Source organism: Sphingomonas sp. MS122, from assembly GCF_049532975.1.
Lineage (GTDB): Bacteria > Pseudomonadota > Alphaproteobacteria > Sphingomonadales > Sphingomonadaceae > Sphingomonas.
Genome location: NZ_CP186695.1, coordinates 1,167,338 through 1,188,533, shown reverse-complemented (window position 1 = coordinate 1,188,533; position 21,196 = coordinate 1,167,338). Strand labels below are relative to the sequence as shown.

The window sequence follows — 21,196 nt, the reverse complement described above, 5'->3', positions numbered from 1 at the left end:
ATCGCCGTGCAAGGTTTCGCGCGGCGGAACCCGGCGCCGCGCCCGCCGGTTCTCTCCGTAACCACGGAGTAGGAACGATGACCGACACGGCGGAAATGATCCATGAGGACGCGCTGCCCGGCGACGAGCACAAGCTCGATCCCAGGCCGCAATGGCAGCCGCGCTATCCCGGCTCGGGGCGGCTCGCGGGCAAGGCGGCGTTGATCACCGGCGCGGACAGCGGCATCGGCCGCGCGGTCGCGGCGCTGTTCGCGCGCGAGGGCGCGGATATCGGGATCCTCTATCTGCTCGAGGACAAGGATGCCGAGGACACCAAGGCGATCGTCGAGGCCGAGGGCGGCCGCGCGATCACGATCAAGGCCGATATCGGCTCCAGGAAGATGTGCGACCGCGCGGTCGAGGCGATGATCGAGGCGTTCGGGCGGCTCGACGTCCTCGTCAACAATGCCGGCGAGCAGCACCCCGACAAGGACATCCGCGACATCACCGAGGAACAGCTGCTGCGCACCTTCCAGACCAACATCTTCGGCATGTTCTACCTGGTGCAGGCCGCGCTGCCGCATCTCGGCGAGGGATCGGCGATCATCAACTGCACCTCGGTCACCATGTACCAGGGGTCGAAGGAACTGCTCGACTATTCGAGCACCAAGGGCGCGATCACCGCCTTCACTCGCTCGCTGTCGGAGAATCTCATCGAAAAGGGCATCCGCGTGAACGCGGTCGCGCCCGGCCCGATCTGGACTCCGCTCAACCCGATGGGCGGCGCGAGCCCCGAGAAGCTCGAGAATTTCGGCGAGGACACGCCGATGGGCCGCCCCGGCCAGCCCAACGAGGTCGCGCCGAGCTTCCTGTTCCTCGCCTGCGAGGACTCGAGCTACATGTCGGGCCAAGTGCTCCATCCCAATGGCGGGACGATCGTCAACGGGTAGCGTTGGTCGTTCGACGGACGACCGTTGACGGCGTGAGTCGCCGAGCGCATGGGGCGCCATGCGCTTCTTCTCCGACAACGCCGCGCCCGCCTGTCCCGAGGTGCTCGCGGCGCTGGCGAAGGCGAACGTGCAGGATACGGCGTATGACGGCGACCGCTGGAGCGCGGCGCTCGATGCGCGCTTTTCCGAATTGTTCGAGACCGAGGTCGCGGTGCTGTGGGTACCGACCGGCACCGCCGCCAATTGCCTCGCAGTCGCCGCGCTGTGCCCGCCCTATGGCGGGGTGGTGTGCCACCGCGAGGCGCATATCCAGGCCGACGAGGCGGGTGCGCCCGAATTCTTCACCCATGGCGCCAAGCTGCTGCTCGCCGAGGGCCCGGGCGCCAAGCTGACGCCGGCGGCGATCGCAAAGGTGATCGATGCGATCAAGCCCGGCGTGCACTGGGTGCAGCCGCACGCGATCTCGATCACCAACGTCACCGAATATGGCCTGGCCTATGCGCCCGACGAGGTCGCGGCGATCGGCGCGCTCGCGAAGGCGCGCGGGCTCGGGCTGCACATGGACGGCGCGCGCTTCGCCAATGCGGTGGTGCATCTCGGCTGTTCGCCCGCCGACCTCACCTGGCGCGCGGGGATCGACGCGCTGAGCTTCGGCTTCATCAAGAATGGCGGGATGGGGGCCGAGGCGCTGGTCTTCTTCCGCCCCGACCTGGCCGATGCCGCGCGCATCCGCCGCAAGCGCGCCGGGCATCTCCAGTCCAAGGGGCGCTTCCTCGCGGTGCAGTTGCTGGCGATGCTCGACGACGGGCTGTGGCTGCGCCACGCGCGCGCGGCCAATGCCGGGGCCGCGCTGCTGGGACAGGCGGCGCGGGGCCGGCTGGCCCATCCGGTGCAATCCAACGCGGTGTTCCTGAACGTGACGCCCGGCGAGGCGGCGGCGCTGCGCGCGCGCGGCTTCGACTTCTACGACTGGGGGCCGGGGGAAGTGCGGCTGGTCGTCTCCTGGGATCAGGACGAAGCCACGGTGCGCCCGCTGGCGGAAGCCATCGCGGCGCTATGAGCGAGGCGGCGGCGCCCAATTCCGCGCGGCTCGCGGTGCTGCTGCCGTTCGCGGCGGTGACGCTGATCTGGGGATCGACCTGGATCGTCATCACCGGCCAGCTCGGCACGGTGCCGCCGACCTGGTCGGTCACCTACCGCTTCCTGATCGCCGGGATCGCGATGCTGGCCTGGGCCGCGATCACGCGCCAGCCGCTGCGGCTGGACACGCGCGGCGTCGGCTTCGCGGTGCTGATGGGCCTGTTCCAGTTCGTGCTCAACTTCAATTTCGTCTATCGCGCCGAGGGGCATGTGACCTCGGGCCTGGTCGCGGTGGTGTTCGCGCTGCTGCTGGTGCCCAACGCGATCCTCGCGCGCATCTTCCTGGGGCAAAGGCTGGGACGCCAGCTGATCGTCGGCTCGCTGATCGCGATGGCGGGCGTGGCGCTGCTCTTCCTGCACGAGATCCGCCGCGATCCGGCGGCGAGCGGCGAGGTCTATCTCGGCATCGGGCTCACCATGCTCGGCGTGCTCTCCGCCTCGATCGCCAACGTCATGCAGGCGGGGGAGACGGCCAAGGCCTATCCGATGGCGACGATGCTCGGCTGGGCGATGCTGCTCGGCGCGGCGATGGACGGGGCGTTCGCCTGGATCACCACGGGCCCGCCGGTGCTCGACACGCGGCCGAGCTACATCGCCGGGGTGCTGTATCTCGGCATCCTCGGCTCGGCGGTGTCGTTCCCGCTCTATTTCAGCGTGCTGCGCAAGATCGGGCCGGCCAAGGCGGCCTATTCGAGCGTGATCATTCCAGTGCTGGCGATGCTGCTCTCGACGCTGTTCGAGGGCTATCGCTGGTCCTGGCTGGCCGCGGGCGGCGCGCTGCTCGCGGGCGCGGGACTGGTGCTGGCGTTGAGGGCCCGCAGGCCCAACCGATAGTCCGGGTAGAGCGGCCGCCAGCCGAGCACGCGCTTGGCCTTGCCGTTGGCGACGCGGCGGTTCTCCGAATAGAAGGCGCGGGCGGGCGCCGAGAGACTGGCTTCCTCCAGTGGCACCAAAGGCGGTACAGGTAGCCCGAGCAGACGGCAGCCGAAGGCGATGACCTCGCTCTGCGGCGCGGGTTCGTCGTCCGCGAGGTTGTAGGCGCCCGTCGGCGCGTCGAAGCCCGCGATCACGCCGCTGGCAATGTCCGCGACATGAACTCGGCTGAATATCTGGCCCGGGACGTCGATCCGCTTCGCCTCGCCCGCGCGAATGCGGTCGAGCGGCGAGCGGCCGGGGCCGTAGATGCCGGGCAGCCGGAACACGCGTGCGCCCAATGCCAGCCAGGCCGCGTCCGCCGTGGCTCGCGCGCCGCGCCGTCCGGTGCCGGTCGGCGCATGCTCGTCGACCCATGCCCCGCCCGTGTCGCCATAGACCCCGGTCGAGGAAAGATAGCCGAGCCACGCCCCGCTCCCGGCAAGCGTGTCGCCATAGGCGGCGAGGACCGGGTCGTCCTCGCCCGGCGGCACCGAGGAGAGGATGTGCGTCGCGTTGGCGAGCTCGAACCGCACGCGCTCGGCGTCGTCGAAGGCGATCCCGCCCGCGCTTCCCGTCGCCGCGATCCGCGCATCCGGCAACCGCGCGGCGATGTGCGACGCGGCATAGCCGAGGCCGAAGACGAACAGGCGCATCAGACCCTCCCCGGACCGGGAAGGATCAGCTCACTTCGCGCCATATCCGTTGTACAGCACCCCGAAGAAGTCCCCCTTCTTCCATGCCGGCCGCGCATCGGCGTCGGCGATCTCGCGCGCGATGGCGTAGTTGGCCTCGATGAAGCGCACCCCCTGATCCCACAGGATCGCCTTGTTCGACACCTCGTCCGACGGCTGGTGATAGTGCTTGGCGAGGAACTCGTCGAACGCCGCGCGGCCGACGCCCGCCATGCCCGGCCACAGGAACACCGAGGGGATGCCCTGCTGGACGAAGCGGTAATGGTCGGAGCGGACGAAGAAGCCCTGCTCGGGCATCGGATCCTGACCGACGCCCACCCCGACGCTCGCGGTCGCGCGCGCGACCGTCGCGCCCAGCGTCGAGCGCGCCGCGCCGAACGCGATCATGTCCTCGAACTTGTAGGTGATCACCGGCATGTCGAGATTGACGTTGGCGACGAGGTTGGCCTTTGGCACGGTCGGGTTGTGCGCGAAATAGTCGGCGCCGATCAGCCCCTTTTCCTCCGCGGTTACGGCGAGGAACATGACCGAGCGGCGCGGCGGCTTGCCCGAAGCCTGGAAGCGCTTCGCCTCCTCGATCAGCGAGGCGATGCCCATCGCATTGTCCATCGCGCCATTGTAGATCGTGTCGCCGCGTTCGTCGGCCTTGCCCGTGCCGACATGGTCGAGATGCGCGGAGAGCACGACCACCTCGTCCTTGAGCCTGGGATCGCTGCCGGGGATGATCCCGGCGACGTTGCTGCTGGTGACGGTCTTGCGCTCGGTCTTGAGCGCGACGGCGAGCTTCGCGCCGCTCGCGAACGGTGCCACCACCGGCTTGCCCGCATCCGCCGCCTTGACCGCCGCGGCCCAGGCCTTGTCGCCGCCGAACAGCTTGGCCGCGCCCTTGATGCTGACCGAGGCGACGGTCGGCGTGCCCTTCGCCGGAAGGTGCCCATTGCCCTGCGCGTCGGCCCAGGTCATGCGCCACTCGTCCCACACGTCGGTCAGGCGCGAGAAGGGGCGCACCTTGGCCGAAGCCGGGGTCTCGAGGATGATCACCCCCGCCGCGCCCTTGCTTGCCGCGATCGCGGCCTTGTTGGCGTTGCTGCCGAAATGCGCGCGTTCCTCGCCGTCGAAGGCGCCCGGCGCGCCCGAGAAGATCGCGACGATCTTCCCCTTGACGTCCACGCCCTTGTAGTCGTCGCGCTGGTGCTGCGGGGCGACGATGCCATAGCCGGCGAACACGACGCCCGCGTCGATCACCGTGCTTTCCTTCTCGGGATTGCCGCCGGGGATGTAATCCTCGCCGAACACCAGATTGACCGGCGCGGCATTGCCGCGCGTCACGGTGAGCGTGCCCTTGTCCGCGGGGCGGAAGCTCAGCAGCGGCACCGGCTGGAGATAGCTGCCGTCGACGCCCGCGGGCTTGAGTCCGGCGGCATAGAATTGCGCGGCGACATATTGCGCGGCGATCTCATATTCGTTGGTGCCCGCCTCGCGTCCCTGCATCGCGTCGGAGGCGAGGAACATGACATGCGCCTTCATCGCCGCCTGGTCGGCGGGAAGCGGCGCGTTGACGAAGGCGTTGGTCTCGGCGGCGGTCGGCGCCGGTGCGGCGGTCTCGGGCTTCGCTTCCTGCGCGGAAGCGGCGATGGCGAGGCTGAACAGGGCGAGCGTGAGCGTCGGACGCAGCATTCGGGGACTTTCGTTGAACAAATCGTGCGCCGAGGCGTAGCATTCCGGCGACACACCGCAACGCAATTTTCCGTGGCGCCGGGCGCCGGCGCCTCACTATAGGCTGTCCCATGATCGACGCTCTCGACGCCACGCCGCCAGCTGCTCCCGCCGTTACCCGCCGCGAAGACTATCGCGCGCCCGACTGGCTGGTGCCGGAGATCGCGCTCGACTTCGATCTCGATCCGGCGAAGACGCGGGTGATCGCGAAGCTCACGGTCGAGCGCAACGGCGCGCACGACCGCGTCCTGCGCCTCGACGGCGACGGGCTGACGCCGCTCGCCGTCAAGGTCGACGGCGCCGAGCACCCCTATGAGATGGATGGCCCGACGCTGGTGATCGCGCTGCCCGGCGACCTCCATGTCATCGAGACGCAGGTCGAGATCGCGCCCGAGCGCAATACCCAGCTGATGGGCCTCTATGCCTCGGGCGGGAACCTCTGCACTCAGTGCGAGGCCGAGGGCTTCCGCCGCATCACCTTCTTCCCCGACCGGCCCGACGTGCTGACCAGATATCGGGTGACGATGACCGCCGACAAGGCGCGCTTCCCGGTGCTGCTGGCCAATGGCGATCCGGTCGCGCAGGGCGAGGCCGAGGGCGGCCGGCACTGGGCCGAGTGGCACGATCCCTTCCCCAAGCCCTGCTATCTCTTCGCGATGGTCGCGGGCGACCTCGCCGCCAATCGCGGCACCTTCACGACGCTGTCGGGGCGCGAGGTGCAGCTCGGCATCTGGGTGCGCGAAGCCGACCTGCCCAAGACCGATCACGCACTCCACGCATTGAAGCTCAGCATGGCGTGGGACGAGAAGCTCTATGGCCGCGAGTACGATCTCGACGTGTTCAACATCGTCGCGGTCGACGACTTCAATTTCGGCGCGATGGAGAACAAGGGGCTGAACATCTTCAACAGCCGCTACATCCTCGCCGATCCCGACACCGCCACCGATTACGACTATGACGCGGTCGCCGCGGTGGTGGCGCACGAATATTTCCACAACTGGTCGGGCAACCGCGTCACCTGCCGCGACTGGTTCCAGCTGTCGCTCAAGGAGGGCTTCACCGTCTTCCGCGACCAGAGCTTCTCGGCCGACCAGGGCAGCGCAGCGGTCAAGCGGATCGAGGATGTCCGGGGCCTGCGCGCCGCCCAGTTCCCCGAGGACGCCGGACCGCTCGCGCATCCGGTGCGCCCCGACGAATATCTCGAGATCAGCAACTTCTACACCGCGACGATCTACAACAAAGGCGCCGAGGTCATCCGCATGATGGCCACGATCCTCGGGCCCCAGAAGTTCCGCGCCGCGACCGACCTCTATTTCCGGCGCTTCGACGGCACCGCGGCGACGTGCGAGGATTTCGTCGCGTGCATGGAGGAGGCGGGCGGGATCGACCTGACGCAATTCCGCCGCTGGTATTCGCAGGCGGGCACCCCGCGCGTCACCGCGACGCTGACGCACGAGGCGGGCAATGGCCGCGCGCTGCTGAAGCTCGCGCAGAACGTGCCGCCGACCCCCGGCCAGCCTGACAAGGCGCCGATGGTGCTCCCGCTCAAGCTCAAGCTGTTCGGCGGCGAGACCGCCAAGCCGGTCGGCGAGGAACAGCTGGTGCTGCTGTCGGACAACACGGCGGAGCTTCGCTTCGACGGCGTGACCGAGCGTCCGGTGCTGTCGATCAACCGCGGCTTCTCGGCCCCGGTGATCGTCGACACCAACCGCACCGCCGCCGACCTCGCCTTCCTCTCGGCGCATGACGACGATCCCTTCGCGCGCTACGAGGCGATGCAGCAGCTGATGCTCGACACGTTGGTCGCGGCGGTGACTCAGGGCCGCGCCGATCATGGGCCGGTGATCGAGGCGGTCGCCAACACCCTCGCCGACCCCGCGCTCGACAAGGCGTTCGTTGCGGAGGCGGTGCTGCTGCCGTCGGACAGTTTCATCGGCGACCAGCTGACCGTGGTCGATCCCGAGCTGATCTTCCAGAAACGCGAGGCTTTGCGCCGCGATCTCGGCAAGGCGCTCGAGCAGCAATGGCGCGCCGCCTATGATGGGGTGAAGGCCAATCGCTTCGAATATTCGCCCGCGGGCAAGGGCGCGCGACGGCTCAAGACGGTGGCGCTCGGCTACATCAATGCGAGCGGGGCGGCGGACGGACCCGGCATCGCCTTCGGCCAGTTCGTGGGCGCGGACAACATGACCGATCGCCAGGGCGCGCTCACCACCCTGGTCAACAGCAAGTCCGACAAGCGCGAAGCGGCGCTCGACATCTTCTACCATCGCTACGCCGACAATGCGCTGGTGCTCGACAAATGGTTCCAGACCCAGGCGCTGTCGACGCGCGAGGACACGGCGTCAGCGGTCGAGGCGCTGGCGCTGCACCCCGACTTCACCCTCGCCAACCCCAACCGCGCCCGCGCGCTGGTCGGTGCGTTCGCGGTCAACCAGCGTGCGTTCCACTCGGGCGACGGACGCGGCTACCGCTTCGTCGCCGATCAGCTGATCGCGCTCGACAAGCTCAATCCGCAGACCGCGGCCAAGCTGGTCCCGCCGCTGGGGCGGTGGAAGCGCTTCGACGAGGGGCGCGCCGCGAAAATGCGCGCCCAGCTCGAACGTATCCTCGCGACGCCCGGCCTCAGCAAGGACATGACCGAGCAGGTCGGCAAGAGCCTCGAGGGCTGACCCCTCGGGCTTGCAATGTTGGATCCGGCTTGCAAGCCTCGGAGCGCGCTTTCTTATCGTCGATCCTGCCGCGTCCTCGCGCACGTAGCAGTATGACCTTTGAGACTTTCGGGTACTCGGATACCCGTCATGCCATCATGTTGCGCCCGCGCGCGACGGTGGCGGTGTGGCCGATGCTGGCGGCGGCCGTGCGCTGCTTGATCGTGTCCACGAACATCCAGTCGTTGCGCACGCTGTCCGGGGTCAGCGTCAGCGCCATGTAGCCGCGGCGCGAGGTGTCGCACCATTTGAGCTCGGGATTGGTCTCGACCAGGGCGCGGGCGACGATCTCGGGGTCGACGCCGATCGAGCTCTCGTAGCCGGGCGAAGTCACCGCCTGCCCGGCGAACTCGACGCCGGCGGGCTTGCCGTCCTGCGCCAGGTCATAGGCCCAGGCATTGTGGCTGTCGCCCGCGATGACCACGAGATTGGCGTTCGCCGCTTGTGCGGCCTTGAGGAAGCGCGCCCGCGCCGCCGGATAGCCGCCCCAGTTGTCGAGGTTCATCGGCAAGCCGAGCGCGGCCATGGTCACGCCCGCCTTCACATAGCGCTTCGAGCTTTCCGAGGCGTCGGGCTTGAGCCACTCCATCGCCTGCCTGGGCGCCACCGATTTGCCCATGATCGTGCCAAAGCCGACCAGCTGCCAGCGCGTGCCGGCCCTGACCGAGCGCGCGAGCTCGGCCGCGAGCCACGCTTCCTGCTCCCAGCCCATCATCGTCATCGCGGGATCCTGCCATGCTCCGTCGCGGAACGCGGTCAGCGCCGCGACCGGATCGGCGGCGCCGAAGAAGGGGGCCGCGGACGGGGGCTTGGTCCGCCCGAGCAGCCGGGTCTCGGTGCGGAACAGCGTCGCGAGGCCGCCGATCTCATAGGATTTCCACGGCTCGTCGGAGACCGGCATCCATTCGCGCCACGCCTGCATCGCGGCGGCGCGGCGGATGCTCCAGTCGCCCTCCTTGCCGGGCGTGTGGTTCTGCGCGCCGCCCTCCCAGCTGTCATTGGCCGATTCGTGATCGTCCCACTGGATCAGCATCGGCTTGGCGGCGTGCAGCGCCTGCAGGTCCGGGTCGCTGCGGTAGCTCGCATAGCGCAGGCGATAGTCGGCGAGATGGAGGATCTCGGTCGCCGGGAGCTGCAGGCGGTTGGCGACGACCTCGTCGAGCGCCGGGTAATTTCCTTGCGGATATTCGTAGATATAGTCGCCGAGGTGCACCGCGAGGTCGACGTCGTCGCGCGCCGCGGCATGGCCATAGGCGTTGAAATAGCCGAAGCCGAGATTGGAGCAGGAGAACACCGCGATGCCGAAGCGCGCCGCGCCGCCCTCGGGCAGGGTGCGGGTCTGGCCCACCGGCGAGAAGCTGCCGTCGGGCGCGACGAAGCGATAGTGATAGCGCGTGCCGGGCTTGAGGCCGCTGACCACGATCTTGCTCGTCCAGTCGCGCCACGGGCCGGTGATGGCCTCGCCGCCCGCCACGACCCTGGCGAAGTCGGCGCTCTCGGCGACCTCGACCTTGAGCTTCGCCGAATCGCCCTTGCCGACATAGCGAGTCCACAACAGCATCGAGTCCGGCCCCGGCTCGCCGCTCGCGACCGAATGGGTGAAGCCGTCGACGATCCAGTTCGGCCCCTGCGCGAAGCCAGGAATCGCCCAGGCGCCGAGCCCCAAGGTGCCGGTGAGGACGAACGAACGGCGATCGATGCGGATGGTCATGACAAGTCTCCCTGCGGGCTGCTTGGCGCGGGCATATGGCCGGTTCGTGACAGTTCATCTTCGCAGGGCTAGAGCTTGCCGCAACCAAAGGTTTCAGGAGTTACCGATGCGCAAAACCGCCCTCGCCGCGCTGCTTCTCGCCACAGCCGGCTGCAACCAGGCGCCCTCCGCGGGGAACAATGCGACCGCGGCGGCGGATGCCGAGGGCTATGACCTCGCCGCGCAGAAGGCGAAGCTGGCGGTGATCGAGATGAAGCCCGACACGAGCTTCCTGACCGACGAGGAACGCAAGGTCGTCAACCTGCTGATCCAGGCGTCGGAGCAGATGTCGCTGATCTATCGCGCCCAGCGCGACGCCAACTGGAAGCAGACGCGCGCGGCGATCGAGAAGGCGGGCGGCGGGCTCCCGCTCGAAATGTACGATCGCTATTTCGGCCCGTGGGACGATCTCGCCGAGAATCGCCCCTTCTTCGGCGAGGCGAAGATGCCTCCGGGTGCCGGCTTTTACCCGGCGGACCTGACCAAGGAGGCGTTCGACGCCTATCTCGCCAGGAACCCGGGTGAGAAGGCCGCGCTGACCAGCCCCTATACGATCGTCGTGCGCGACGGCGCGAAGCTCAAGGCGATCCCTTATTCGGTGGCGTTCAGGACCGAGCTCACCGAAGCGGCGCGGCTGCTCAACGAGGCCGCGGCGATCACCAGCAATCCCAGCCTCAAGAAGTTCCTGACGCTGCGCGCCAAGGCCTTCCTGACCGACGATTATTTCGAGTCCGAGCTGGCCTGGATGGACCTCAAGGATACCCCGATCGAGGTCGCGATCGGGCCGTACGAAGTCTATACCGACCGGCTCCACGGCCAGAAGACCGCGTTCGAGAGCTTCGTGACGCTCAAGGACCCCAAGGAATCCGCCGCGCTCGACAAGTACAAGACCTATCTCCGCGCGATGGAGGCGAACCTCCCGGTCGAGGAAAAGTACAAGAACTTCCAGCGCGGCTTCGAAAGCCCGATCGCGGTCGCCGAGCAGGTCCGCGGCGGCGGCGACAACGTCCCCGGCGTGCAGACCATTGCCTTCAACCTGCCCAATGACGAGCGCGTGCGCGAGGCCAAGGGCGCGAAGAAGGTGATCCTCTCCAACGTCCTCGGCGCCAAGTATGAGCGTATCCTCGCGCCGATGGCCCCGCTGGTGCTCGTGCCCGACCAGGCCAGGCTCGTGGCCAAGAAGTACATGCAGCTCGAGACGCTGTTCCACGAGCTGTCGCACAGCCTCGGGCCGGGCACGATCATCGTCAACGGACAGAAGACCACGGTGAGCGAGGCGCTCAAGGACCAGGCCTCGGGGCTCGAGGAAGCCAAGGCCGACGTGATGGGCGCCTGGAACATCCTGTTCATGATGCAAAAGGGCGAGCTGCCCGTGGCGGAGAAGCCGCAGCTCTTCGCCACCTATCTCACCGGCACCTTCCGGGCGATGCGCTTCGGGATCGAGGAAGCGCACGGCCAGGGCGCGGCGATGCAGTATGGCTATCTCAAGGCCAAGGGGGCATTCGCCTGGGACGCCAAGGCCGGCCGCTTCCGCATCGACGACGCGAAGTTCGAGGCGGGGCTGCGCGACCTGCTGCGCGACATGATCGTGCTGCAGGGCAATGGCGACTATGCGGGCGTCAAGGCGTTCATGGCGAAGTGGGCGGTGCTCGACGATCACGCCAAGGCGGTGATCGCGTCAATGCAGGCGATCCCGGTCGATATCGTCCCGGTCTATCCGAACCGGGTCTGAGGCTCAGGCAGGCCCAGCACCTCGGCCCAGCGCTTCGCCACCGCATCGGCGCTGTAGCGCTCGGAGAGGTGGCGGCGCCCCGCTTCGAGCTGCGCCTGCGTCTCGTCCGACCATTCGCGGTAACGCGCGAGGCCGCCCTGCCAGTCGTCGAGCGAAAGGAACGGGCGCAGCTCCTCGTAGGAGGGGATGGCGTCCGCCACCACGCCGAGCCCGAGCAGCAAGGCCGTCGCCGGCCGGTTCATGGTCTTGCCCGCGGTGTAGGTGTTGCTTTCGAGCGGGATCACCGCGACGCGATGCGCGCCGATCGCCTGCGATGCGGTCGCCTGGGTCCAAGGCATGTAATGCAGCGGCAGCTTCCAGCGCGGCGCGGCGCGCCAGAAGCCGAGCCGGTCGTTGCTGATCACGGTCAGCGTCACCTTCGTGCCGCTCGCCGCCGCGAATTCACGCAGTTGCGTCACGGCCTCGTCGATATGGACATAGCCCGAGACTCGGCCGAGGCTCTTGCCGAACCAGACGCAATGCAGTGCGTCCGGGTGCCGCGCGAGGAAGCGATGGAGGCGGCGGAGCTCCCAGCGTTCGCGGAGGCTCGGTGCGGGCGCGTCGAGCGGCGTGGCGACGTCGAGCGCGTCGGGGATCACGAGGCGCGGCGCGTCGAACGCGACCTCGTCCGCGATCTGCTCGGCGAGCGTCGCGGTCGAGAAGGTGGTGTGGGTCGCGAGTCCGAGCAGCTTTCGCACGCGCTCGATCCGTGCGGCGGAGGCGTGGCCGACGCGATGCGCGGCGAACAGATTGTCGCACATGTCGTAGATCACCCCGCGCCCCGCGCCCCGCGCCGCCGCGGCGATCTCGACCGCGCTTTCGCCCTGCGACTTGCAGAAGATGATCGCGTCATAGCTTTCGGGCGCGCGCGCCGGATCGAACAGCTCGATCGGGAGCCCCCGCGCCTGCAGCGCCGCGAGCGGCTGGAGCATGCGGTAGCGGATCGAGGCGAGCGTCGTATCGACCTTGTCGGCATGCCAGGCAAAGCGCGCCGGCGGGATTGCCGGCATCAGGCGACGGCGCTCCGCCGCCGCCCAGCGAGCAGTTCCCGGTAATAGTCGACCAGCGCGATCGCATGGTCGCGGTCGGACAGCACCTGACCCGCGGCGTGGCGAGCGGCGGCGCGCAGGATCGCGGGCTCGCGCGCGAACAGCCGGCGGATCGCCGCCGCGGCCGATTTCGAATCCTTGGGCTGATAGGTCTCCGAGAACAGCGGGTCGGCGACTTCGGCGCAGCCGCCGTCATTGGGCACGATCAGCGGCAGGCCCGACGCCAGCGCCTCCGACGCCACGAGTCCGAACGGCTCCTGGTCGGATCCGTGGATCAGCGCGTCGGCGCTGGCGAGGATGCGGCAGAAGCGCTCACGCTCATAGACCGGGCGGAACAGGCGGATATGGCTGTTGCCGGCGATCTGGCGCTCGAGCGTCGCGCGCTGCGGGCCGTCGCCGAGCAGCATCAGCCCGACCGGCATGTCCGCGCCGGCGCGCTCGACCGCGTCGATCACCACTGGCCAGCGCTTTTCCTTGTGATGGCGGCCGAGCCCGATCAGCAGATGCGCCTCGGGCGGCAGGTCGAGCTGGGCGAGCATCGACGCGCGCAATTTCTCGTCGCGCAGGTCGGGGGAGAAATGGTTGCGATCGATCCCCAGCGGCATCGCGGCGTCGACATGCAGCCCGCGCGCGCGATAGCGCTTGGCCAGCGCCGGGCCGTTGGTGACGAAGGCGTCGTACTTGCCCAGGAACTTGTCCATGTAGCGCGTGTACCAGCTGAACCAGCGCTCGATGCGCTCGGGGCTGGCGATGCCTTCGAGCCAGCGATGCGGATAGGCGCCCATATTGTCGTTGTGGGCGAAGAAGATCTTGAGCGCGTCGCCGCGCCAGTCCCCGATGAACCAGGCCGGCCGCCAGGGCGAGCAATTTTCGACCACGTCGGGCTTGAGCTCGTCGAGCAATGCGCAGACCGGGCCGCCGTCGCGGAACAGCCAATAGTTGCGGTCGAGGATCAGCGGCGGCGACTTGACCCAGTAGATGCGCCCGCCATCGGGGCGGTCCTCGACCCGGTCCTCGTCCCATGGCGCGATGACGATCAGCTCATGGCCGAGCTCGGCCAGGATACGCATCTTGCGGTCGAGATAGGTGCGCACGCCCCCGCCGGTGGGGGAGTAATATTCGTTGACGTCGACGATGCGCATGGCTTGCCTCAATCGTTCGGGTCATAGGGCGCGAAGCCCGAAAAGCCGCGCAGATACTGGGCGCGGATCGTCACGCGGGTGACGCCGCCGCCCAGGTTGATCGTCGCTTCCTCCCATTTCGGGCGGCTGCGGCCGAGCTTGCGGTTGCTCGGGAAGCCGACCCCGTCGCGCCAGAAGTTGAACTTGTTCTTGCCGTCGCGATCATGGGTGAAGAGCAAAGCGTAGCGGCCGGGGCGCGGCGCCCTGATGCACAAGGCGACACCGCCGCTCGCCGGCGTCGTCGCCCAGATGCGGCGGAAGAACTTGCCCTCGTTCTTGAGCTTGGTGTCGTCCTTGAGGAAGTCGTCCTCGTTCGCGGGATAAAGCTCGAGCTTCAGCCGTCCGCTGCGGTCCTTGAGGCCGGCGATCTGCACGCGGATCGCGGCGCCGTTGCCGCCGTTGCACGCGGCCGCGTCCTCGCCCAGCACCGGCTGGGCCAGGGCGGGCGTTGCGGGGACGGCAGTGGCGAGGAGGACGGGAACGGCGAAGCGTGCGCTCATATGTCCTTCCTGACGAAGCCCAGCAGCGCGAACCCGGCGATCAGCACGACATGGACGAGCAGGGTGAGCGCGGCCATGAACGCCATCAGCTCGGCCATCGCCTGGCCCTGCCCGATCAGGATGATCGCGAAGCTCGCGAACAGCAGGTCCTTGTTGGGCACGAAGGGCAGGCGCGAGACCAGCATGCGCGCCGCGGCGAGCAGGATCCACATGCCGAGCGCGACGTCGGGCATTGCGAAATGCCAGGCGAGCGCGGTCAGCAGCGAGCCGACGACGAGGCGCAGATTCTGGATGCCGAAGATCCACCAGAGCGTGCCGCGATCGAGCGAGAAGACGCGGCGTGAGAACAGCAGGAACGGCACGGACATCGCGACGATGATGCCGGCCGAGACCATGCCCGTCTTGAACTGCGCGGGAGTCAGCAGCTCGGCGGCGAAAGGCAACGCCAGCGCGAGCATCGCCAGCGTGATCGCGTTGCCGGCCATCGCCGAGAGGATCGACACGTCCTTCACCGCGCCGAACGGCGCCGCCACCATCTTGGTGCGCTGCCGCGCCCAGGCGTAGAAATAGGCCTCGCCCGAATAGCCGAGCACGACGTCGTTGGCGATGCGCTTGCGGTGCAGCGCGACCATGCCGCCGAGCAGCGGGATGCGCCACAGGCGGCGAAAGATGACATAATCGAAGGTCGGCGCACACAGGTACATGAGCGCGAAGAAGACGTAGAACAGCCAGGTGTCGGGCGCGGTCTGCGACAGGCCAGCGAGCCCCTTGTCGAACAGCTCGTGCGTCAGGCCCGCGATCATCAGCAGCGAGAGCCCAGCGCCGAGCAGCGCGGGCCAGCGGCGCCGGATCTTCTCGATCGGCTCCAGCCCGGCGATGTCGGGCCCCCGGATCGGGGCCGGATCTGCAACGGTCGTGTTCATCGAAGCTTGCGCTCCCGGTGGTTCAACATAGGCCAATCTGGTGCCCTTCTCCGGGAACGTAACGTTTTTTGCGCGCCTTTAGCCGCACCCGGCATCGGACGCAAAATGCGCCGCGATGCCCGGTGGCAGCAAAATGCGGTTTCTTCTGGGGGCGATTTGGGCTTTAGCAGGGCAGCCTTCAACCCGTGCCGGATCGCCGTGCCCGATCATCCGCCCGCTGCAGCGCATATCCTCAGCTTTGCCCAGACACTTAAGGGTGGCGGGGTGGAGCGCGCGATGCTGCGGATGGCCGATGGCTGGGCGAAGGCCGGGCGGCGCGTGACGCTGGTGATCGGCGACAGCGGCGGCGCGCTGGCGCACGAGATTCCGGACGGCGTCGAGGTGCATGAACTCGGCAGCACTGCCTATCGCGCGCTGTTCGGCCTGCCGGCAATCGTCCGCGAGCTGGCGCCCGACATCGTCTTCTGTCCCGGCAACCACTATACCGGCGCTGCTTTCTGGCTGCGCGCGCGGCTCGGCCGTGCCTGCCCGCCGATCGTGGGCAAGGTCTCCAATGCGCTGGTCCGCCCCGACCTGCGCCGCGGCGCGGGAGCGGGTTATCGCGGCTGGCTGCGCCTGCATCCGCGCTTCCTCGACGCGGTGGTGGCGATGACTCCGGCGATGGCGGGCGAGGCGGTTGGGGCGATGGGGCTCGCGCCCACCCAGGTCCATGTCATCCCCAATCCCCCGGCGCAGCCGATCGCGGACGCGCCGCCGCCGGCACTGCCCGATGGCCGGTTCCTGCTCGGGGTCGGCCGGCTCGCACCGCAGAAGCGCTGGGAGCGGCTGATCGCCGCGATGCCGCGGCTGCGCGATCCCGAGGTCAAGCTCGTCATCCTGGGCGAGGGCGAGGAGCGCGAGACGCTCCAACGGCTGGTCGAGCGGCTGGGGCTCGAGAATCGGGTGTCGATGCCGGGCCATGCGCCCGACCCGCTCCCCGCGATCGAACGCGCCGCGGCGGTGGTGCTGACCAGCGAGTTCGAGGGCGTGCCAGGGGTGTTGCGCGAGGCGATCGCGCTCGGCACCCCCGCCATCGCGACCGATTCGAGCGTCGCGATCCACGAGCTGATCGACAGCTCCGCGCGGGGCACGATCGTTCCGCCGGGCGACCGCGCGCGGCTGGTCGGCGCGCTCAACTATTGGCTGATGCCAGGGCGCCGGCGCCCCGAGCCGCGGCCCGAGACCGGGCCTGATCCGGTGCGGGCCTATCTCGACCTGTTCGACACGCTGGCGGCTCAGCGCGGACGATAGCTGAAGCCGATCCACAACGTACGCGGCGCGGCACGCTCGACGATGCCGTTGCCGGTGATCGCGGTCTCGACCCGCGCATCGGCGAGGTTCTCGCCGCGTGCCTCGATCGACACGCCGGCGGCGAGCGGCAGCACGACGCGCGCGTCGAAGGTGACGGCGTCGGCCAGCGTGCGCGCGTTCTGGTCGTCCTCGAACTGCGGGCCGATATAGCGCGCGGTGAGCGATGCGCCCGCGCGATCGTGCGCCCAGCCAACGCTTGCCGAGCCCTGGTGCCGCGCGACCTGGGCGGGGCGGAGCCCGTCGAGCGGGGCCGCGGCACCCGAGGCCTCGACCCGCGCGTCGGTGAAGGCCCAGGACGCACTCGCCCGCCACGGCCCGGAGCGCCAGCGCAGATCGGCCTCGATACCCTTCGCCACGATCGCGTCGAGATTGCGCCGCTGGCGATACGCCCCGCCCGCCGCGACGAAGCCGACCCCGGGGAAATTGCCCGGGCCGGTGCCGAGCGTGACGTTGCCGATCGCGCCGCGGAGGCGGTTCCAATAGCCGGTGGCGCTCAGCGTCAGCGCGGGCAATGGGGTGAGGTCGATGCCCGCCTCGACCCCCGCCAGCCGCTCGGGATCGAGCAGCGGGTTGGCCGCGGTGGCGTCGGTGCCCGCGCGGAACGGTCGGTAGAGCTCGTTGAGCGTGGGCAGCCGCCAGCCGGTATAGGCGGCGGTGCGGATCGAAACCGCAGGGGCCAGCCGCAGCGCAGCGCCCGCGCGTCCGCTCGCTTCCCAGCCGCTGCGGTCGGCGAAGCGCGTATCGGTAAGCAGCGTGCCCCCGGCGAGCGGAGCCTCGAACTGCGATCCGTTCGAGATCGTCCAGCGATCGATGCGACCGCCCGCGCTCAGCGCCAGGACGCCGCGCTCGAGGCTGAGGTCGGCGAAGAGTCCGCTGGTCAGCGTCTCGCCGCCCGCGATGCGCCGCCGCGTCGGGCTGCCCGCGACATAGGTGAGGAGCTCCTGCGTGCGTCCCGAAGTGTGGCGCAGGTCGCCGCCCAGCCGCAGCGTCGTCCCGGCGCCGGTCGGCGGCTCGATCTCGATCCGCGCCCCGGCGCCGGTGGCGGGGACGTGCTGGTCGAGCGTGGGGGAAGCGGTCGCGCGGCCCGCGCCGATGCTCGCGAATCCGCTCGAGAAATCGCGGTGCTGGAGATAGGCGAGCGCCGCCCAGCGCCAGCTGCCGCGGCCGACCAGCCGCACGCTGGCGTCCGCGCCCTGGCTGGCCATCGGCGTGAAATCGGTGCCGCGATCGCGCTCGTCGCTGAAGCCCGACAGGTTCGCCTGCAACTCGGTCGTCTCGCTGACAGGGAACACCGAGCGCAGCGCGAGGCTGGCCTGGCGATAGGGCGCCGCGCGATCGGCCGGGCCGCGATCCTCCGCGACGATCGGCACGAACCCGTCGCCGCGCGCGAACTGCCCCGCCACGGTCAGCGATCCCGAACCGAGCTTCGCGCCGCCGGTCGCGACCAGATCGATCGACTCGCGGCTGCCGTAGAAGCCGGTCAGCGCGAGCGGCCCGAGCATGTCCGCGCCGGCGCTGGTCAGCTCGATCGTCCCGGCGAGCGCGCCGGCGCCGTGATAGCCGCTGCCCCCGCCGCGCGTGATGCGTACCGAGGCGAGCCGCTCGGGGAGATAGGCCGGGAAGGGCACCCAGCCGCCGAACGGATCGGCTTGCGGCACGCCGTCGAGCAGCAGCAGCGCGCGGCTCGACGCGTTGCCGCCAAGGCCGCGCAAGGTGATCCCCTGCGCCGTGGGATGGGCCGAACGCGAATCGGCGCGGCGGAACTGCGCTGCGCCCGCGGCGTCACGCAGCACATCCTCGAACCGCCCGCTCGCCGACGCGGTCAGCCGCTCGCGGTCGATCTGCGCCACGGCATAGGCGGCCTCGCCCGGCGGCGCGTCGAGCCCCTGCCCGGTCACCACGATCTCCTGGGCGGCGGCGGGAATGGGAAGGATCAGCAGGGCCCAGACGGCCCTCATTCGGGCTTGGCCCGGTCCGGATGCGCGGCGGCGAAGGGTTCGAGCGCGGACGCCGCCGCATCGGCCGCGACCAGCTTCGGATAGGCGTCGAGCGGCAGCTCGAAGCGGCGCGCATTGTACATCTGCGGTACCAGCAGCACGTCGCTGACGTCGGGTTCAGCGCCGCCGAGGAAGGGCCCGTCGCCCGCCATCGCCTCCAGCGCCGTGAACCCCTCGGCGATCCAGTGGCGGTACCAGTCGGCCTTGGCCGCCTCGTCCGCGCCGAATTGCGCTTCGAGCCGCTTGAGGACGCGCAGATTGTTGACCGGGTGGATGTCCGCCGCGATCAGCAGCGCGCGCGCCATCGCATCGGCACGCGCGAGCGGCTCGGCCGGGATCAGCCGCGGCTCGGGATACGCCGCGTCGAGCCATTCGATGATCGCCAGGCTCTGCGTCAGCACCTTTCCCCCGCCGATGTCGAGCGCGGGCACGAAGCCCTGCGGGTTGCGCGCGACATGCTCGGCCGAGCGCTGCTCGCCCTTGACCAGATGCACCTCGCGGCGCTCGTGCGGCACGCCCTTGAGGTTCAGCGCGATCCGCACGCGATAGGCGGCGGAGGAACGGAAATAGTCGTAGAGGATCATGCCGGCTTCGCCCTGGAACGGCGGCTCCGGATCGTCTTGGGCGGCGGATCGGAGTCGGGTTCCGGACCGAACCCCGCTTCGGCCGCCTGCTCCGACTTGCGCTCGAGCGCGACCTTGATCATCGCCACCAGCGGATCGGCGAGCGCGAGGCCGAGGAAGCCGAACAGCGTGCTCATCAGGATCTGCGACGAGACGGTGAGCGCCGGCGGCATGTCCACCGTATGCTTGGCGACAAGCGGGAGCAGCACATAGCCATCGAAGGTCTGCACCCCGAAATAGATCGCGATCGCCCACAGTCCCGGCTCGACCCCGGCGCTGAATCCGACCGACACCATCAGCACGCCCGAAACGAACGCGCCGATATTGGGGATGAAGGCGAGGATGCCGGTGAGGATGCCGAGCAGCAGCGCCATCGGTACGCCGGCGATCGACAGCAGGATCCAGGTGAGCACGCCTTCGAACAACATGCCGAGCAGGCGCCCGGCGAGCAGGATGCGCATCGTCCGTCCCATCCGCGCGAGCGTGATCGCGAACTGGTCGCGCGACTGCATCGGCACCATCCATTGCAGCCCGCGCTCATAGATGCGCGGTTCCATCGCCACGAACAGGCCGATGACCATGACCAGGAAGAAGCTGCCGATCGCGCCGATCGCGCCGCCGATGAAGGAGGTGACGCGCCCGACCGAGCCGAGCGCCTGCTGCGCGAGCCCCTTGAGATCGGCCGCGCCGGGCATCACGCCGAGCTCGCTGAGCCAGCCGCTGAGCCGGGCGGCCTGTGCCTCCAGCGTCTGGCGCAACTGCTCGGCCTGCGCGGCGATCTCGACCCCGGTCAGGTAGAAGACGCCGCCGATGAACGCGATCACCAGCAGCACCACGATCAGCAGCGCGAAGCCGCGCGGGATCGGCAGATAGCGGCGGATCAGCCGCGTCCCGCCATCGAGCATCGATGCCACGACCAGTCCCGCGAAGATCAGCAGCAGCGGCTGGATCAGCAGCACGATCAGCGCGGCGGCGATGGCGAGCCCGAACCACACGGTCGCGCGGCGCAGCTCGGCGCGCATCACCGGGTCGCGCATCTCGTTGGGGCCGGGCTCCTGGACGATCGAGACCTGATCCTTGCTCATGGATGCTTCACTCCGCAGGGCGGTCGGGATGGAGCGAGCCGCCGGCGCGGCCCGAACGGAACGAGTCGAACCAGGTCAGCGGGTTCCAGCTCGCGCTGCCGTCGAGGCTGAAGGTGATGAACTCGGCGCGCCCACCGATATTCTCGATCGGCACCGGACCGCCCAGACCCTGCTGCTCCAGGGTCATGCGGCTGTCGGCGCTGTTGTCGCGATTGTCGCCCATTAGGAAGACATGGCCGGCGGGGATGCGGAGCGGCGCGAAATTGTCCGCCGCGGTCGGGCCGATGTCGATCGTGTCGTAGCTCGCGCCGCCGGGCAGCGTCTCGCGCACGATCGGCACGTTGCACACCAGCGCGCCGGCGGCGTCGCGGCCGAGCGCGCCGGGATAATGGTCGGCGGGGCAGGCGAGGTTGGCATCGACCTTGAGTGCGCGGATGCCGAGCCGCTCGCGCTGCACCGGCCGGCCGTTGATATAGACGATGCCGCCATGCATCTCGATCAGCTCGCCGGGCAGGCCGACCACGCGCTTGATGTAGTCGGTGCGCGCGTCGGGCGGGGTGACGATGACGATGTCGCCGCGCCTGGGCACGCTGCCGAACAGCCGCCCCTTGATGAAGGGCAGGATGTGGAAGGTCGGGGTGACGTAGGAATAGCCGTACGGATATTTGGTCACCACCAGCCGGTCGCCGACCAGCAGCGTCGGCATCATCGATTCGGATGGGATGTAGAAGGGCTTGGCGACGAGGCTGTGGAAGCCGAGCACGGCGAGGACGAGCCAGAAGATGCCCTTGGCCTCGCCCCACCAGTCGGTGCGGGTCGCTTCCGCCTTCGCCTTCAATGCCAACTCCCGGGCCATTCGTCCTC

Annotated in this window: 17 protein-coding genes; 6 read left to right on the top strand and 11 right to left on the bottom strand. The window is 69.1% G+C overall.

Going from position 1 to position 21,196, the window contains the following annotated elements:
- Nucleotides 1-77: 77 nt before the first annotated feature.
- From ACO227_RS05535 to ACO227_RS05525, 3 genes are read left to right on the top strand one after another with little or no spacing between them, the layout of a single operon-like run.
- A complete protein-coding gene (locus ACO227_RS05535) occupies nt 78-929 on the top strand; it encodes an SDR family oxidoreductase (protein WP_423605955.1) in 852 nt (283 codons plus the stop codon).
- 58 nt (nt 930-987) lie between these two features.
- On the top strand, nt 988-1,989 hold the full coding sequence (locus ACO227_RS05530) for a threonine aldolase family protein (protein ID WP_423605954.1): 1,002 nt from the start codon (nt 988-990) through the stop codon (nt 1,987-1,989).
- Nucleotides 1,986-2,903 carry a DMT family transporter gene (locus ACO227_RS05525; RefSeq protein ID WP_423605952.1) on the top strand — a complete coding sequence of 306 codons (918 nt, stop codon included), beginning with the start codon at nt 1,986-1,988 and terminating at the stop codon, nt 2,901-2,903. The genes ACO227_RS05530 and ACO227_RS05525 overlap by 4 nt, the downstream gene beginning before the upstream one ends.
- Here the strand turns inward: ACO227_RS05525 and ACO227_RS05520 are convergent.
- Complete coding sequence (locus ACO227_RS05520; protein WP_423605950.1) at nt 2,813-3,637, bottom strand: NAD(P)-dependent oxidoreductase; 825 nt, start codon at nt 3,635-3,637, stop codon at nt 2,813-2,815. The genes ACO227_RS05525 and ACO227_RS05520 overlap by 91 nt on opposite strands.
- 30 nt (nt 3,638-3,667) lie before the next feature.
- A complete protein-coding gene (locus ACO227_RS05515) occupies nt 3,668-5,353 on the bottom strand; it encodes a M28 family metallopeptidase (protein ID WP_423605949.1) in 1,686 nt (561 codons plus the stop codon).
- Nucleotides 5,354-5,463: 110 nt separating this feature from the next.
- On the opposite strand from ACO227_RS05515, the gene pepN reads away from it, so the two are divergent.
- A complete protein-coding gene (gene pepN, locus ACO227_RS05510) occupies nt 5,464-8,064 on the top strand; it encodes an aminopeptidase N (protein WP_423605948.1) in 2,601 nt (866 codons plus the stop codon).
- A 127-nt stretch (nt 8,065-8,191) separates the two neighbouring features.
- Here pepN and ACO227_RS05505 read toward each other — a convergent pair whose 3' ends face one another.
- The gene (locus tag ACO227_RS05505) at nt 8,192-9,814 is read right to left on the bottom strand and encodes an alkaline phosphatase D family protein (protein ID WP_423605946.1); all 1,623 of its coding nucleotides are present in this window, start codon (nt 9,812-9,814) and stop codon (nt 8,192-8,194) included.
- Nucleotides 9,815-9,920: 106 nt separating this feature from the next.
- Here ACO227_RS05505 and ACO227_RS05500 point away from each other — a divergent pair, with 106 nt between their 5' ends.
- Nucleotides 9,921-11,585, top strand: coding sequence for a dipeptidyl-peptidase 3 family protein (locus ACO227_RS05500; RefSeq protein ID WP_423605945.1), 1,665 nt, complete (start codon nt 9,921-9,923; stop codon nt 11,583-11,585).
- On the opposite strand, the gene ACO227_RS05495 is transcribed toward ACO227_RS05500, so the two are convergent.
- Genes ACO227_RS05495 through ACO227_RS05480 form a run of 4 tightly spaced genes read right to left on the bottom strand, consistent with a single transcriptional unit; the run spans nt 11,567 to nt 15,277 of the window.
- Nucleotides 11,567-12,634: a hypothetical protein gene (locus tag ACO227_RS05495; RefSeq protein ID WP_423605944.1), complete on the bottom strand. Its 1,068-nt coding sequence runs from the start codon at nt 12,632-12,634 to the stop codon at nt 11,567-11,569. The two genes, ACO227_RS05500 and ACO227_RS05495, sit on opposite strands and share 19 nt — an antisense overlap.
- Nucleotides 12,634-13,815, bottom strand: a complete 1,182-nt coding sequence (locus ACO227_RS05490) for a glycosyltransferase (RefSeq protein ID WP_423605942.1) — start codon at nt 13,813-13,815, stop codon at nt 12,634-12,636. The genes ACO227_RS05495 and ACO227_RS05490 overlap by 1 nt, the downstream gene beginning before the upstream one ends.
- Before the next feature lie 8 nt (nt 13,816-13,823).
- Nucleotides 13,824-14,354 (bottom strand): DUF2141 domain-containing protein, encoded by a 531-nt coding sequence (locus ACO227_RS05485; protein ID WP_423605941.1) that lies wholly within the window; start codon nt 14,352-14,354, stop codon nt 13,824-13,826.
- Nucleotides 14,351-15,277: a hypothetical protein gene (locus ACO227_RS05480; protein ID WP_423605939.1), complete on the bottom strand. Its 927-nt coding sequence runs from the start codon at nt 15,275-15,277 to the stop codon at nt 14,351-14,353. The genes ACO227_RS05485 and ACO227_RS05480 overlap by 4 nt, the downstream gene beginning before the upstream one ends.
- A gap of 198 nt (nt 15,278-15,475) precedes the next feature.
- Here ACO227_RS05480 and ACO227_RS05475 point away from each other — a divergent pair, with 198 nt between their 5' ends.
- Complete coding sequence (locus tag ACO227_RS05475; RefSeq protein WP_423605938.1) at nt 15,476-16,567, top strand: glycosyltransferase; 1,092 nt, start codon at nt 15,476-15,478, stop codon at nt 16,565-16,567.
- On the opposite strand, the gene ACO227_RS05470 is transcribed toward ACO227_RS05475, so the two are convergent.
- From ACO227_RS05470 to lepB, 4 genes are read right to left on the bottom strand one after another with little or no spacing between them, the layout of a single operon-like run.
- Nucleotides 16,552-18,585 carry a TonB-dependent receptor plug domain-containing protein gene (locus ACO227_RS05470; protein WP_423605936.1) on the bottom strand — a complete coding sequence of 678 codons (2,034 nt, stop codon included), beginning with the start codon at nt 18,583-18,585 and terminating at the stop codon, nt 16,552-16,554. The two genes, ACO227_RS05475 and ACO227_RS05470, sit on opposite strands and share 16 nt — an antisense overlap.
- The gene (maiA, locus tag ACO227_RS05465) at nt 18,582-19,208 is read right to left on the bottom strand and encodes a maleylacetoacetate isomerase (protein ID WP_423605934.1); all 627 of its coding nucleotides are present in this window, start codon (nt 19,206-19,208) and stop codon (nt 18,582-18,584) included. The genes ACO227_RS05470 and maiA overlap by 4 nt, the downstream gene beginning before the upstream one ends.
- Entirely contained in the window at nt 19,205-20,332 is a 1,128-nt protein-coding gene (locus ACO227_RS05460) for an AI-2E family transporter (RefSeq protein ID WP_423605932.1), read from the bottom strand. Before ACO227_RS05460 ends, maiA begins: the two co-directional genes overlap by 4 nt.
- A 7-nt stretch (nt 20,333-20,339) precedes the next feature.
- Nucleotides 20,340-21,188, bottom strand: coding sequence for a signal peptidase I (lepB, locus tag ACO227_RS05455; RefSeq protein WP_423605930.1), 849 nt, complete (start codon nt 21,186-21,188; stop codon nt 20,340-20,342).
- Nucleotides 21,189-21,196: the final 8 nt, after the last annotated feature.